The sequence below is a fragment of the Oceanihabitans sp. 2_MG-2023 genome, from assembly GCF_030547245.1.
Taxonomy (GTDB): domain Bacteria; phylum Bacteroidota; class Bacteroidia; order Flavobacteriales; family Flavobacteriaceae; genus Oceanihabitans.
In genome coordinates, this window is record NZ_JAUOQT010000004.1 from 462059 (window position 1) to 476127 (window position 14069).

Annotated in this window: 13 protein-coding genes; 9 read left to right on the forward strand and 4 right to left on the reverse strand. The window is 30.6% G+C overall.

Annotated elements, in window-relative coordinates; genetic code table 11:
- Window positions 1-10 precede the first annotated feature (10 nt).
- From cmk to Q4512_RS11545, 7 genes are all read left to right on the forward strand, one after another.
- Window positions 11-706 (forward strand): (d)CMP kinase, encoded by a 696-nt coding sequence (cmk, locus tag Q4512_RS11515; RefSeq protein ID WP_303424647.1) that lies wholly within the window; start codon window positions 11-13, stop codon window positions 704-706.
- A gap of 350 nt (window positions 707-1056) precedes the next feature.
- Window positions 1057-2889, forward strand: a complete 1833-nt coding sequence (gene rpsA, locus Q4512_RS11520; RefSeq protein WP_303424649.1) for a 30S ribosomal protein S1 — start codon at window positions 1057-1059, stop codon at window positions 2887-2889.
- 83 nt (window positions 2890-2972) lie between these two features.
- The gene (locus tag Q4512_RS11525; RefSeq protein WP_303424650.1) at window positions 2973-4100 is read left to right on the forward strand and encodes a T9SS type A sorting domain-containing protein; all 1128 of its coding nucleotides are present in this window, start codon (window positions 2973-2975) and stop codon (window positions 4098-4100) included.
- A 122-nt stretch (window positions 4101-4222) separates the two neighbouring features.
- On the forward strand, window positions 4223-4762 hold the full coding sequence (pyrR, locus tag Q4512_RS11530; RefSeq protein WP_303424652.1) for a bifunctional pyr operon transcriptional regulator/uracil phosphoribosyltransferase PyrR: 540 nt from the start codon (window positions 4223-4225) through the stop codon (window positions 4760-4762).
- 61 nt (window positions 4763-4823) lie between these two features.
- The gene (locus Q4512_RS11535) at window positions 4824-5753 is read left to right on the forward strand and encodes an aspartate carbamoyltransferase catalytic subunit (protein ID WP_303424654.1); all 930 of its coding nucleotides are present in this window, start codon (window positions 4824-4826) and stop codon (window positions 5751-5753) included.
- Between the two features lie 3 nt (window positions 5754-5756).
- The gene (locus Q4512_RS11540; protein ID WP_303424656.1) at window positions 5757-6089 is read left to right on the forward strand and encodes a ribonuclease Z; all 333 of its coding nucleotides are present in this window, start codon (window positions 5757-5759) and stop codon (window positions 6087-6089) included.
- 57 nt (window positions 6090-6146) lie between these two features.
- Window positions 6147-7052: a ribonuclease Z gene (locus tag Q4512_RS11545; protein ID WP_303424657.1), complete on the forward strand. Its 906-nt coding sequence runs from the start codon at window positions 6147-6149 to the stop codon at window positions 7050-7052.
- Here the strand turns inward: Q4512_RS11545 and Q4512_RS11550 are convergent.
- Complete coding sequence (locus Q4512_RS11550) at window positions 7049-7471, reverse strand: hypothetical protein (RefSeq protein ID WP_303424659.1); 423 nt, start codon at window positions 7469-7471, stop codon at window positions 7049-7051. The genes Q4512_RS11545 and Q4512_RS11550 overlap by 4 nt on opposite strands.
- A gap of 128 nt (window positions 7472-7599) precedes the next feature.
- On the opposite strand from Q4512_RS11550, the gene pdxH reads away from it, so the two are divergent.
- Complete coding sequence (gene pdxH / locus Q4512_RS11555) at window positions 7600-8247, forward strand: pyridoxamine 5'-phosphate oxidase (RefSeq protein ID WP_303424661.1); 648 nt, start codon at window positions 7600-7602, stop codon at window positions 8245-8247.
- Window positions 8248-8412: 165 nt separating this feature from the next.
- A complete protein-coding gene (locus Q4512_RS11560; protein ID WP_303424662.1) occupies window positions 8413-8907 on the forward strand; it encodes a CAP domain-containing protein in 495 nt (164 codons plus the stop codon).
- A gap of 335 nt (window positions 8908-9242) precedes the next feature.
- On the opposite strand, the gene Q4512_RS11565 is transcribed toward Q4512_RS11560, so the two are convergent.
- The 3 genes from Q4512_RS11565 to Q4512_RS11575 all read right to left on the reverse strand — a co-directional run.
- The gene (locus tag Q4512_RS11565) at window positions 9243-11171 is read right to left on the reverse strand and encodes an OmpA family protein (protein ID WP_303424664.1); all 1929 of its coding nucleotides are present in this window, start codon (window positions 11169-11171) and stop codon (window positions 9243-9245) included.
- A gap of 78 nt (window positions 11172-11249) precedes the next feature.
- Complete coding sequence (locus Q4512_RS11570) at window positions 11250-12182, reverse strand: type IX secretion system membrane protein PorP/SprF (RefSeq protein WP_303424666.1); 933 nt, start codon at window positions 12180-12182, stop codon at window positions 11250-11252.
- A 14-nt stretch (window positions 12183-12196) separates the two neighbouring features.
- On the reverse strand, window positions 12197-14069 hold a 1873-nt coding region (locus Q4512_RS11575), incomplete at its 5' end, for a gliding motility-associated C-terminal domain-containing protein (protein ID WP_303424667.1).

Consider the following 14069-nt stretch of genomic DNA (forward strand, 5'->3'; position numbering starts at 1 on the left):
AATTTATTATATGAATAATATTACCATAGCCATCGACGGATTTTCATCCACAGGAAAAAGTACAGTAGCAAAACAAATAGCAAAACATTTGGGTTACATTTATGTAGATTCTGGAGCAATGTATCGAGCTATTACGCTATATGCAATGCAACATGATTTTATTGATGAAAACCATTTTGACATAGAAGCTTTAGTTGCAAAGCTAGCAGAAATTAATATCAGCTTTTTATTTAATGAAAAATTAGGCTTTGCGGAGGTGTATTTAAATAGTGTAAATGTTGAAAAACAAATTAGAACACTCGAAGTATCCAGTTTTGTAAGCCAAATAGCAACCATTCCAGAAGTACGTTACCAATTGGTAAAACAACAGCAAAAAATGGGAAAAGATAAAGGCGTAGTAATGGACGGAAGAGATATTGGAACCGTAGTTTTTCCGTATGCTGAATTAAAAATATTTATGACTGCTTCTGCCGAAACTAGAGCACAACGTAGATTTGATGAGCTTATCAATAGAGGCGATAATGTCTCTTACAAAGATGTACTGCATAATGTACAAGAACGCGATTATATAGATTCGCATAGAGAAGACTCGCCATTAGTAAAGGCAGATGATGCTGTAGAAATAGATAACTCGAACCTTTCTTTAGAAGAACAATTTAATAAAGTTTTAGATCTAGTTAACATGACTTTGAAGGATTCTGAGTAGTTAAAAATCTTAAATTATAAATTAGGTTTATTATAGATTAAAAACTTCGTTTTTTTAACCTAACGAATTCCGCTAAAGTAGAATTGTTCTTCCTTCCGTTTAGCGAAGTAGCTAAGATGGATTATTTTTCTAAATTACAACTTCAATTTCAACTAGAAAACATTTGAGAATCAAAAATATAATTGTAAATTTGCACTCCTTTTAGCGAATAGTAGAAATATAAAAGGGATAAAATAAAACAATTTTAACACTTCTGTGTGTTCTCGCATTTCATTTCTTAAAACATAACAGAATACAAAACATAATGTAAAGACGTTTAAATTAAACAATTACATTATTAAATTAATTTAATGGCTGAAAAAGCAAAACAAGCGGAAGTTGAAGCAACGGAAGCAGTAGTAAAAGAAACTCCTCAAGTTTCTGAAGCACAAGCAAACCCAGAAAAATTCTTAGCAGATTTTAATTGGCACAATTACCAAGAAGGTATTGATGAGGTTGAAGATTCTCAATTAAAAGAATTTGAAAAATTAGTATCCGAAAATTTCGTAGATACTTTAGATGATGAAGTAGTAGAAGGTGAAGTAATTCACATTTCAGATCGTGATGCAATTATTGACATCAACGCAAAATCTGAAGGTGTAATTTCATTAAACGAATTTCGTTACAATCCAGGTTTAAAAGTAGGAGATAAAGTAGAAGTATTAATTGATGTTCGTGAAGACGCAACTGGTCAATTAGTATTATCGCACAGAAAAGCTCGTGTAATTAAAGCTTGGGATAGAGTAAACAATGCACATGACACTGGTGAAATAGTAAACGGTTTTGTAAAATGCAGAACTAAAGGTGGAATGATTGTAGATGTATTTGGTATTGAAGCATTCTTACCAGGTTCTCAAATTGACGTGAAGCCAATTAGAGATTACGATCAGTATGTAAATAAAACTATGGAATTTAAAGTGGTGAAAATTAATCACGAATTTAAAAACGTAGTAGTATCTCATAAAGCTTTAATTGAAGCGGATATTGAAGTACAAAAGAAAGAAATTATTGGTCAATTAGAAAAAGGTCAAGTACTAGAAGGTGTTGTTAAAAACATTACTTCTTATGGTGTATTTATTGATCTTGGAGGAGTTGATGGATTAGTTCATATTACAGATCTTTCTTGGTCTAGAATCAATCATCCAAATGAGATTGTTGAGTTAGATCAAAAATTAAATGTTGTAATCCTTGATTTTGATGAAAACAAATCAAGAATTCAATTAGGTCTTAAACAATTATCTAAACATCCTTGGGATGCTTTAGGAGAAGAAGTAAAAGTAGGTGATAAAGTAAAAGGTAAAGTTGTAGTTATTGCAGATTACGGTGCTTTTGTTGAAGTTGCTGAAGGTGTTGAAGGATTAGTTCACGTAAGTGAAATGTCTTGGTCTACACATTTACGTTCTGCTCAAGATTTCGTATCTGTTGGAGATGTTGTTGAAGCGCAAATCTTAACTTTAGATAGAGAAGATAGAAAAATGTCTCTTGGTATCAAGCAATTAGCTCCAGATCCATGGACAGACATTACAACTAAATATCCTGTAGGTTCTAAACACTCAGGAACAGTTCGTAACTTTACAAACTTTGGTGTTTTTGTAGAATTAGAAGAAGGTATTGATGGATTAATTTACATCTCAGATTTATCTTGGACTAAGAAAATCAAACATCCATCGGAGTTTTGTGCAGTTGGAGATAAATTAGATGTAGTTGTACTTGAGTTAGATGTTGAAGGACGTAAATTATCTTTAGGTCATAAACAAACAACAGAAAACCCTTGGGATAAATACGAAACTGAATTCGCTTTAGGTACTACACATACTGCAGAAATTGCAGAAGTTGTAGACAAAGGAGCAACTATCGAATTTAATGAAGATATCGTTGCCTTTGTACCTTCTCGTCACCTTGAAAAAGAAGATGGTAAGAAACTTAAAAAAGGAGATTCAGCAGAATTCAAGATTATCGAATTTAATAAAGAATTTAAAAGAGTAGTTGCTTCGCATACTGCTATCTTTAGAGAAGAAGAAATCAAGAATGTAAAAGAAGCTGTTAAAAAAGCAGCAAGTCAAGCAGCTGAAGCAAAACCTACTTTAGGAGATGCTAATGAAGCTTTACAAGCACTTAAAGATAAATTAGACGGAAAAGCATAGTCTTTCCTGAAATTTTTTATAAATAAAAGCCTCTCCTTTTGGAGAGGTTTTTTTTATACCTTTATCCATATAACTAAATGATTATGAAATATAAAGTACTTCTTTTTTTTGCCTTCTTTTACAGTTTAATTATACATGCGCAAACCGTTGCTTATGATGCCACTTTTATTAATTTTGATAATACAGATTGTATAGATTTGTTTATACTTAATACTACAGTAAAAGGACATCAAGTAGATGTAGAAGTTTCCTATCATAATTCTTTAGTAGATGCGCAAAATAACATAAATCCATTAACTCGTTTTTATACGTACACTTCCAATAATGAAACGGTATACGCAAGAGTAAGTAACACAGTAAACGCAACGTATGCAACTTCGCAAATTACTATTGCTTTAAATGTATTTACTTGTTGCCCACCACCTCCAAATGGCCAATATCAATTCGATTTTTGTGATGTAGATAATGACGGAGTAGAAACAGCATATTTAAATAATTTATACCAAACAGAAGGGAGAATCTATAATACACTGCTTTGTGGTTTGTACGATAATGAATTAACAGTTACATACCACTTGTCTTACCAAGATGCTGTAGATGATTTAAATCCTATTAATCCGGTTTTTACATTTAGTACAGATACTTACATATATAGCAAAGTAAAAAACACAGTAAATACAGAAGTTAATATCTTCGATTATATTTTAAATATTACTACTTGTACTCCTGTAGATGATGATGCAGATGGAATTGATAATGTTAGAGAAGATGCAAACAGAAATGGAAATATTAATGATGACGATACCGATAACGATGGTTTAAAAAACTTCGAAGATGATGATGATGATGGCGATGGTGTTTTAACCATAAATGAAGATTATAATAATAATGGTTCTCCTTTAGATGATGATACTAATAGTAATGAAATACCAGATTATTTAGAGTCTAATGTTACTTTATCTACTGTTACTTTTAATGAAGTTAAAATTAAAATATATCCCAATCCAGTTACTGACTATTTAAAAATAGAATCTAATCCTTTAAAGGAAGCATCGGTTGCAATATTTGATTTAAACGGAAGAAAAATTTTAAACCATACATATTCTGTAAATTACAATGCTATTAATGTTACCAAATTACATACGGGAGTCTATTTTATAAGTATAAAAGTGAATGGCGTACAAACCACTAAAAAGTTTATCAAAAAATAAAGGTTAATAATTTAATTAAAAAAGCCTCTTAGAAATATGAGGCTTTTTTAATACATATAATTAGTCTTTCAACTTCTAAAATTTTACCGTAACTTTGTTTACCAAATACGTTTGGATATTCTATGAGTCAAAAAGTGTTACTTAACGAAAAAGAGGTAAACATCATTCTTCATCGATTGGCTTGTCAACTTATTGAAAATCATAAAGACTTTTCTAATACTGTTTTAATAGGTATTCAACCTAGAGGTAAGTATTTAGCAAATAGACTAATTACCTTACTAAAAGAGGATTATAAAATTAAAAACTTACAATCTGGGCAGTTAGATATCACTTTTTATAGAGATGATTTTAGACGAAGTGATAAACCTTTAGAAGCTAACGCTACAGAGATGGACTGTGTAGTTGAAGATAAAAAAGTAGTTTTTATTGATGATGTATTATTTACAGGTCGAAGCATCCGTTCTGCTTTAACAGCAATTCAATCTTTTGGTAGACCAACAGAAATAGAACTATTAACACTAATTGATAGGCGTTTTAGTAGACATTTACCCATTCAACCAGATTATAGAGGCAGACAAGTAGATGCTATAAATAACGAAAAAGTGAAAGTAAATTGGGTAGAAAATGAAGGTGAAGATGCCGTGTATTTAATTAGTAATTAGAATTTAAATTAAAATATTAGTACGCTAAATACTGCTACTAAAGAGAGAAAAATACAACAATATGAGCGAGTTAAGTGTAAATCACTTATTAGGTATTAAATATCTTAACAAACAAGATATAGAACTCATTTTTAAAACTGCAGATCATTTTAAAGAAGTGATAAACAGACCAATTAAAAAAGTGCCTTCTCTTCGTGATATTACTATAGCTAATTTATTTTTTGAAAATTCTACACGTACCAAATTATCTTTCGAACTAGCAGAAAAAAGACTCTCTGCAGATGTTATTAATTTTTCTGCAGCACAATCCTCAGTTAAAAAAGGAGAAACATTAATAGATACAGTAAACAACATCCTTTCTATGAAAGTAGATATGGTAGTTATGCGTCATCCTAATCCTGGAGCTGGAGTATTTTTATCTAAACATGTAAATGCAAGTATTATAAATGCAGGAGATGGTGCGCATGAACATCCAACACAAGCACTATTAGATTCATACTCTATAAGAGAAAAATTTGGAGAAGTAAAAGGTAAAAATGTAGTTATAGTTGGTGATATTTTGCATAGTAGAGTGGCATTATCCAATATTTTTGCATTGCAATTACAAGGTGCAAATGTGATGGTTTGTGGGCCAAAAACATTGATACCAAAGTACATACATAAGCTTGGTGTAAAAGTAGAAACAGATTTAATAAAAGCTTTAAATTGGTGTGATGTAGCAAATATGTTACGCGTACAAAATGAAAGAATGGATATTAGCTACTTTCCTACAACTAGAGAGTATGCACAACAGTTTGGAGTAGATAAAAATATATTAGATGCTTTAGATAAAGAAATAACCATTATGCATCCTGGACCAATAAATAGAGGAGTAGAAATTACTAGTGATGTTGCAGATTCTAAACAAGCCATTATTTTAGATCAAGTACAAAATGGTGTAGCTATTAGGATGGCAGTAATTTATTTATTAGCTTCTAAAATAAAACAGTAAATTATGATTTTTGATAAAGAAGAAAACATAACGATTATAACCCAAGAAAAAGCTTCAATAATTGAGTTAGTCAAAAAGCTAAATGTGTTATATGAAAGATTTAAAAACGATAATATAATTGTAAATTTAACGAGTATAAACCCAATTACATTAGAAAATATTGTTGAGTTTTTACAAATATCAAATACACATAGAAAAGAAAAAAAATCTTTTGTCATTGTAACAGATAAAATAAACCTTAACGAAACTCCAGACGAAATAATTGTAGTGCCAACATTACAAGAAGCGCATGATATTATAGAAATGGAAGAAATGGAACGCGATTTAGGTTTCTAATTTTTTTGTTGATTCTAGTTTAAAAGAATTAACAAAAAATAAAGCATCACTTTTTTAATGAAACTACGCATTTTAGGCTGTTATAGTGCAACTCCAAGGGTAAACACCAATCCTACAGCTCAAGTACTAGAAATTAATAACCATATGTTTTTAATAGACTGTGGCGAAGGAACTCAAGTACAATTGCGTAAACATAAAGTAAAGTTTAATAGAATTAAACATATCTTTATTTCGCACTTACATGGTGATCATTTCTTTGGTTTAGTAGGGCTTATTTCTACTTTTAGATTACTTACTCGCGAAACAGAATTACATATTTATGCTCCAAAAGGCTTAAAAGAAATTATTACGCTTCAAATGAAAATCGCTAAATCATGGACTAATTTTCCGTTAATTTTTCATGAACTAAATGGAACAACTTCTGAAATTATTTTTGAAGATGATCTTGTAGAAGTACATACTATTCCACTAGATCATAGAATATATACTAACGGTTTTTTATTTAAAGAAAAAGAAGGGGAGCGTAAACTGGATATAAGTAAAGTCGAAGAGGCCAATATTAACGTTGCCTATTATAGAAAATTAAAAAAGGGTTTTGATGTAGAAAATGAAGATGGCATTTTAATAGATAACACTAAAGTTACTAAGCCAGCTAATAAACCTAAAACTTATGCTTTTTGTAGCGATACCGCATATTCTGAAGCTATAATTCCTATAATTAAAGAGGTAGATGTCTTGTATCACGAATCTACTTTTTTAGAAAAAAATGAAAGCCTTGCCGCACCAACAAAACATAGCACAGCTAAACAAGCAGCATCTATTGCGAATAAAGCCAATGTAGGCACTTTAATTCTTGGCCATTATTCTACTAGATACGATGACATTCAGGATTTTAAAACAGAAGCAAATGCTATTTTTGAAAATGTAGAATTAGCAGAAGATGGAAAACTTTTTGAGTTTTAATTGCTCTCTTTTAGTTCTTCTAAATTTAAAACCCAAGAAACTGCTTCTTCAATAGAATCGGAACGTTTTATACTTTTTTTAGAAAATTGTTTTTCTAATGTAGCATTAATATAATTAATATCCGAATAATACACAGATACACTAGCAATTAAGAAATCATATTCTTTGTAAAATTTACCCCAAAGATTGGGATCATAAGAATAGGAATTTACTTTATTAGAAATATATCCAATTTTGCAATCTAATCCATAATGATTTTGGATAAGTTTAATTATTTGTTGAATTTTTTTCCAACATAAATGTATGCCATAGTTCATTTCAGAAATCATGAAACTATCAAAAAAATAAAAAACACCAAAATCAAGTGTTTCTTTTGTATATGTATATTGTTTGCTTAATGAAGAATCTTCAAATCTCATTTTAAGAATTTAGGGTTGACGAATTTACATAATTTAATTATAAAATCAATTTTTTATATTTTATTAAATCTTTAATAAAGTTGGATGAAGCGATTCTAAAATATTTAAAAAACGTGTAAATTGCAGTTATGGAAAAAGACCTAGGAAATTACAGAAAATCTTACGAAAAAGGAGTACTACTACTAATAGATACTCCAGAAAATCCAATGGAGTTATTTCAAAAATGGTTTCATGAAGTCGATAAACATTTTCCTGAAGATGAAACCAACGCGATGACTTTATCTACAATTGGTATAGATGGTTATCCCAAAAGTAGAGTAGTGCTATTAAAAAAATATACGTACGAAGGTTTTATTTTTTACACCAATTACAATAGTGAAAAGGGAAAAGCAATTGCTAATAACCCAAATGTTTGTATTTCATTTTTTTGGCAAGCCGCAGAAAGACAGATAATTATTAAAGGAAAAGTTGAAAAAATTGCAGCTAATTTAAGTGATGGTTATTTTGAATCTAGACCTAGAGGAAGTCAACTAGGAGCCTTAGTTTCCAACCAAAGTGAGGTAATAACCGATAGGAATATTTTAGAACAAAAATTAAATAAGTTAGAAGTAGATTTTGAAGGTAAAGAAATAACACGTCCCAATTTTTGGGGAGGATATATTATTAAACCAATTGAAATAGAATTTTGGCAAGGCAGAGCAAATAGATTACATGATAGAATACGATATGTTTTAGATAAAGAATATTTTTGGGTTAAAAATAGATTATCTCCATAAAAAATCGATAAAAAACATATTTTTATGTGATTTAATTACATTTCGTCGATTATGTGTATTAAAAATCGATGAAATGCATGTGTTTTATCGATTTTAACATTTTGTTAACATTTTTTTTAGACTTGGTTTGTATATTTATAATCCCAAATCTAAAGAAACCTAACCATGAAAAAACCTACTCTATGGCTTATGGCATTAATTATTTTGTTTACCACTTTTTCGTGTTCAACAGAAAATAATGATCATGAAGTAAATGATGTAAATAGCGAATATGTTGTTCCCGCAACCAAAGTTATTGAAATTGAAATTCTAGAACTTATTAATGATTATAGAATAGAGCAAGGCCTAAGTGTTCTCGAAGGATTAGACTTAATTAAATCTCAAGCCTATGTTCATACAGATTATATGGTAGAAACTAGCAATATTTCTCATGATAACTTTTCGCAAAGAAGTGCATTTTTAAGAGAATATGCTGGTGCAAATAGAGTTTCAGAAAATGTAGCTTATGGTTATAGTAGTCCTGCTTCTGTGGTGAACGCTTGGATTAATAGTGAAAGCCATAGAGGAGCTATAGAAGGAGATTATACACATTTTGATATATCTGCAGAACAAGATGAAAATGGGTATTGGTATTTTACTAATATATTTGTAAAAAAATAAACTTTACTTTTTTAATATAGATTAATACCACTCTATTTAAGAGTGGTTTTTTGTTTTATCTATACAAGTACATTTGTATTTAATGCTAGTTTTTTATTATTGATTGTAATCTTTGCTCTGTTTAGATAAAGGTTATATTAAAGTTTAAATTGATTATTGTCCTTTTAATATAAATCGAATCTAACCTAATTAGGAGCGATGTAATAGATTATCGTTTCTATTTAATGAGATTGTCAAATAAATGAAAAGCCACTCTTTTAGAGTGGCTTTTTTTAGTATATGATGTTGTTAGGACCATTTTATAAAAAAATATAAAATAACACCTTATACTATATTTAATATTCGTTGGTAATAATGAATTTTGATCTTCGGTTTTCTTGGTGTTTCTCTTCAGAACACTTTACACCATTAGCACATTCATTAAGTAATTGATACTCTCCATAACCAATTGCACTATCAATTCTATTAGAAGTAATTCCTCTAGAAATAATATAATCTCTTGTTGATTTTGCTCTTTTGTCAGATAGTTTTTCATTGTAAGCATCACGACCACGACTATCGGTGTGCGCTTCAATTTTAATATGCATTTTCGGATGATTTTTCATTACAGTTACAATATTCTCTAACTCATAAGCAGCATCTGGTCTGATGTTAGATTTATCGTAATCGAAGAAAATAGGGTTAATTACAATTTCATTATTCACAATAAAAGGTGTTAATAATAAATCTTGTACTTGTTCTTCTTCCGGAACATCAGTTGTTTCCACTTCCTGTATATCTTCTCTATAATCTAATTTGCTACCAATTAAAGTATATTTTTTTTCACAATCGACTTCAAATTCATATGCTCCATTTTCATCAGAAATTATTTCTTCAAGTTCTTTTCCAGTTTCGTCTAAAAGTTTCACTTTTGCTTCAGGAATTGGTAAAGAGGTTATTTCATCTCTTACAACACCCTTGATTACTTGTTTACATTGGAAAGAACCAAATTGATATATATCATCGCTACCACTTCCTTCTTCTCTGTTAGAAGATAGAAAACCGGTTTCTTTGTCAGAATCAATAAAGAAAGCAAAATCATCAAATCTACTATTAAAAGGAGCTCCCATGTTTTCAGGCTCTTTTATAGAGTCTTTAACTTTAGCTTTAATTAAATTAGATTTAAAAATATCTAATAAACCTAAACTTATATGTCCATCTGATGAAAAGTAAAAGGTACTGTCTTTAGCAACATAAGGAAACATTTCTCTACCAGGAGTATTAATTTTTTCACCTAAATTTTCAGGTTTACCATAACCATTATCGCCTCTAATTTCTACACTATATATATCGGTTCCTCCATAACCACCTTCACGATCGGAAACGAAATATAATATTTTGTTATCTGCACTTAGAGCAGGGTGACCTGTAGAGTATATTTTATCATTAATTGGAAGTGCAACAACATTACTCCATGAATCTCCCGATTTAGTAGCTTTGTATATTTTTAAATATGAGGTGCCTTCATCATCATAAGAAATCTTTTTACGATTATTGATATTATCTCTAGTAAAGTACATTGTTTTACCATCATTGGTAATTGCAACTGTCGCTTCATGGAATTCGGAATTTATCTCATTGGTAAGCGCTTTTATATCTTCAATACTTGCATCTTCTTTTTCATTATTAATTGTTCCTGAAAAAATATCTAAATATGGTTCTTCATTCCATTTGTAAATTTTTCCAGAACCTCCTTCTCCAGATACTTTAGTAGAGGCATAATAAAAAGTATCTTCATGAAGATAACCACCAAACTCGGAATATTCAGTATTTATCGCTAAAGGAGAAAACTCAACATATTTTCCTTCGGTAGAAGATAATTCTTGGTATTTTGCGAGATCCATGATTTCAAAATCTTCGGCTCTTTTATCACTTGTTTGTAATTCTTTGAATTTAGTTATCCAGGTATTAGCATCTTCATATTTACCTAAACTTCTTAAAGATTGTATATATTTATAAATAAATTCAGGGTTAATATTCTTGTATTTATTAACCGCTTTTCCATACCACATTGCGGCTTTTTCAGAATTAGAATTATTGTAATAACAATCTCCTATTCTTGTTAAAACATGTTCACTACTATCTCCTTTTTTTACAGCAGCTTCATATAGTTCACTTGCTTTTATATACGCATAGTCTCTAAAAAAGTTATCTGCAACTTTTACTTGTGCGAAAAGCATGGTATTGCAAAGAACTAATAGTATTAATATAACTTTTGTTTTCATCTGTATATCTTTTTCATTTTAACTGTCAGAAATAAATTAACATGTAATAAATTTATGTTGATTTATCTGAATATCTATTTAGAAATATCTCGGTGATTTAATACGTTTTACTTTGAATACTTCGAACATTAATAAGATTTCGTGAGTACCTCCAGTATATGCATTTATATCAGATATAGGATATTCGTAAGTATAACCAATTCTTATTTCTTTTGAAATTTGAAAATCTGCTAATCCTCCAATAGCTGAAGTATAATTATTAATTCTATATGAAGCACCTAACCAAAGTTTTTCATGAAACAAAAAGTTTGCAGTAAGGTCATAAGATAAAGGAGCTCCATTGGTAGCTTTAATTAAAGCAGCTGGTTTGAATTTTGTATTATCACTTAAATTAAACACATAACCTCCAGTAAAATAATAACTAATTCGTTCTAAAGCTTCATATTGCACTCCGCTTGAGTTTCCTTCTTTATTATAATCTGTATTTAAAATTCTTGGAGCAGATAATCCTAAATACCATTTTTGTGTATGCCAAAATAAACCAACACCAATATTTGGGCTCCATCTGTCTTCAACACCATAAATAGATGGATCGTCAGGTTCATTACCTCTTAATGTTGCACTAAGGCTATATTGTGTAAAACCAGCTTTTAAACCAAAAGCTAATTTTGTTTTTTCTCCAGTATTAATAGTATATGAAAAATCGCCATATATATAGGAGAAATCTTGATAGCCTAATTTATCATTTATTAAAGATAAACCAACACCAATTTTTTCATTTCTAAGCGGTGTATGTGCAGAAAGTGTTTGTGTAATAGGCCCTCCTTTAAAGCCAACCCATTGACTTCTATGCAGACCAACAACACTTAGCGTTTCTCTACTTCCAGCATAAGCTGGATTAATTGATATTGTATTATACATGTATTGTGTAAACTGCGGCAACTGTTGAGATAACCCAACTGTACAGCTTAATAACGCAAATGCAACAATATAGTTTTTTATAAGTTTCATAGGTTAATATTTTATTATTTGGTTCCTACGTAGATATATCCATTTATAGGATCAATTCCACTTTCTTTTAATGTCACTATGTAATAATATGTACCATCAGGAACTGTATTCGATCCTCCAACAGAGTTGTTATGTGCTGTTCCAGCCCAATTGTTTTGATAATTATGAGATTCATAAATTAAAGCTCCCCAACGGTTAAATATTTTTACATCTACAACGTAATTACAAAGTTCTATACCAGTTACCTCAAAGAACTCGTTGTATTGATCTCCATTAGGAGTAACGGCATTCGATATTTCTACATCATCTTCACCACAGTTTAAAACAAAACATCTATTATGGACTTCAATAGAAGCTTCAACGTATGTAGGGCAAGCCGAATTATTTTCCGTATAACTAAATTCAATAGTTACACCAACATTTTCTCCATCAAGAGTTATGCTTAATGGATCGAAATAATGACCATCAATAATTTCAGCATCACCAGAAATAATTTCCCAGGTACCACTATCATCATAGTAACCATTTAATAAATCAAATAAGTCATAAACTTGTGCTTCTAATTCATCCGTATTACATAAACTTATGTTGTTTGCACTAACAGAATTGTTTTGTAGTGTTAACATAGCATAAACTTCTGTTTCATTACCACAATCATCTGTAATTATATATTCTACATCAAGCATACCGCCTAATCCTGGAGCAGAAGATAAATTAGTAAAGTCATAATCTGAAGTTATTTGACCCGTAAAGTCTAAATCACAACCATCGGTAACACACGCTTCAAGAGCTGCAATGTTGTCTGCATTCCACTGGTCTGCAATTGCTTCATTATTTTCTCCATCACAATCTAATGTTTGATCGGTTACACAATTAGTTGCATCTGGAGCTGTATTATCTACTATAGTAAGTGCAGCAGTAAGTGTTGTAGCATTACCACAATCGTCTTTTACAACATAAGTAACTTCTATAGAACCAGTAAGACCACAAGAAGCTACAAGGTTTGTGAAATCATAATCAGAATTTACATCAAAAACAGCATCTGTATCACAGCTATCTGTACCACAAGATTGAAGCGCTAATATGTTAGCAGCATTCCAATCGTTAGCGATGGTTTCATTATCTGTACCGTTACATTCTATAGTTTCATCTACAACCGTACAAGCTGTAAGATCAGGACCGATAGAATCTTCTAGAGTAAGCGTTGCAGTAAGTATGGTTTCATTTCCACAATCATCTGCTACGGTATACGTAACTAGGATAGTACCACCAGCTCCACAAGTAGAAGTAAGATTAGTAAATACATAATCAGAATTTACATCAAATACAGCATCTGTATCACAGCTATCTGTACCACAAGATTGAAGCGCTAATATGTTAGCAGCATTCCAATCGTTAGCGATGGTTTCATTATCTGTACCGTTACATTCTATCGTTTCATCTACAACCGTACAAGCTGTTAAGTCTGGACCAATAGAATCTTCTAGAGTAAGCGTTGCAGTAAGTATGGTTTCATTTCCACAATCATCTGCTACGGTATAGGTAATTAATATAGTACCACCAGCTCCACAAGTAGAAGTAAGGTTTGTAAATACATAATCAGAAGTTACATCAAATACAGCATCTGTATCACAGCTATCTGTACCACAAGATTGAAGCGCTAATATGTTAGCAGCATTCCAATCGTTAGCAATGGTTTCATTATCTGTTCCATTACATTCTATAGTTTCATCTACAACCGTACAAGCCGTTAGGTCTGGACCAATAGAATCTTCAAGAGTAAGTGTCGCAGTCAGTGTAGTTTCGTTATCACAATCATCCGATACCGTATAGATTACAGTAATAGTACCACCAGCACCACAAGTGGAAGCAAGGTTCGTGAAAGCA

Bases quoted from the DNA above. Each gene is read 5' to 3' on its own strand.
- Q4512_RS11535 (WP_303424654.1), top strand. From the start codon at position 4,824: ATGAGCGAGTTAAGTGTAAATCACTTATTAGGTATTAAATATCTTAAC.
- pdxH (WP_303424661.1), top strand. From the start codon at position 7,600: ATGGAAAAAGACCTAGGAAATTACAGAAAATCTTACGAAAAAGGAGTA.
- Q4512_RS11570 (WP_303424666.1), bottom strand. From the start codon at position 12,182: ATGAAACTTATAAAAAACTATATTGTTGCATTTGCGTTATTAAGCTGT.
- Q4512_RS11525 (WP_303424650.1), top strand. From the start codon at position 2,973: ATGAAATATAAAGTACTTCTTTTTTTTGCCTTCTTTTACAGTTTAATT.
- cmk (WP_303424647.1), top strand. From the start codon at position 11: ATGAATAATATTACCATAGCCATCGACGGATTTTCATCCACAGGAAAA.
- Q4512_RS11545 (WP_303424657.1), top strand. From the start codon at position 6,147: ATGAAACTACGCATTTTAGGCTGTTATAGTGCAACTCCAAGGGTAAAC.
- rpsA (WP_303424649.1), top strand. From the start codon at position 1,057: ATGGCTGAAAAAGCAAAACAAGCGGAAGTTGAAGCAACGGAAGCAGTA.
- Q4512_RS11540 (WP_303424656.1), top strand. From the start codon at position 5,757: ATGATTTTTGATAAAGAAGAAAACATAACGATTATAACCCAAGAAAAA.
- Q4512_RS11565 (WP_303424664.1), bottom strand. From the start codon at position 11,171: ATGAAAACAAAAGTTATATTAATACTATTAGTTCTTTGCAATACCATG.
- Q4512_RS11550 (WP_303424659.1), bottom strand. From the start codon at position 7,471: ATGAGATTTGAAGATTCTTCATTAAGCAAACAATATACATATACAAAA.
- pyrR (WP_303424652.1), top strand. From the start codon at position 4,223: ATGAGTCAAAAAGTGTTACTTAACGAAAAAGAGGTAAACATCATTCTT.
- Q4512_RS11560 (WP_303424662.1), top strand. From the start codon at position 8,413: ATGAAAAAACCTACTCTATGGCTTATGGCATTAATTATTTTGTTTACC.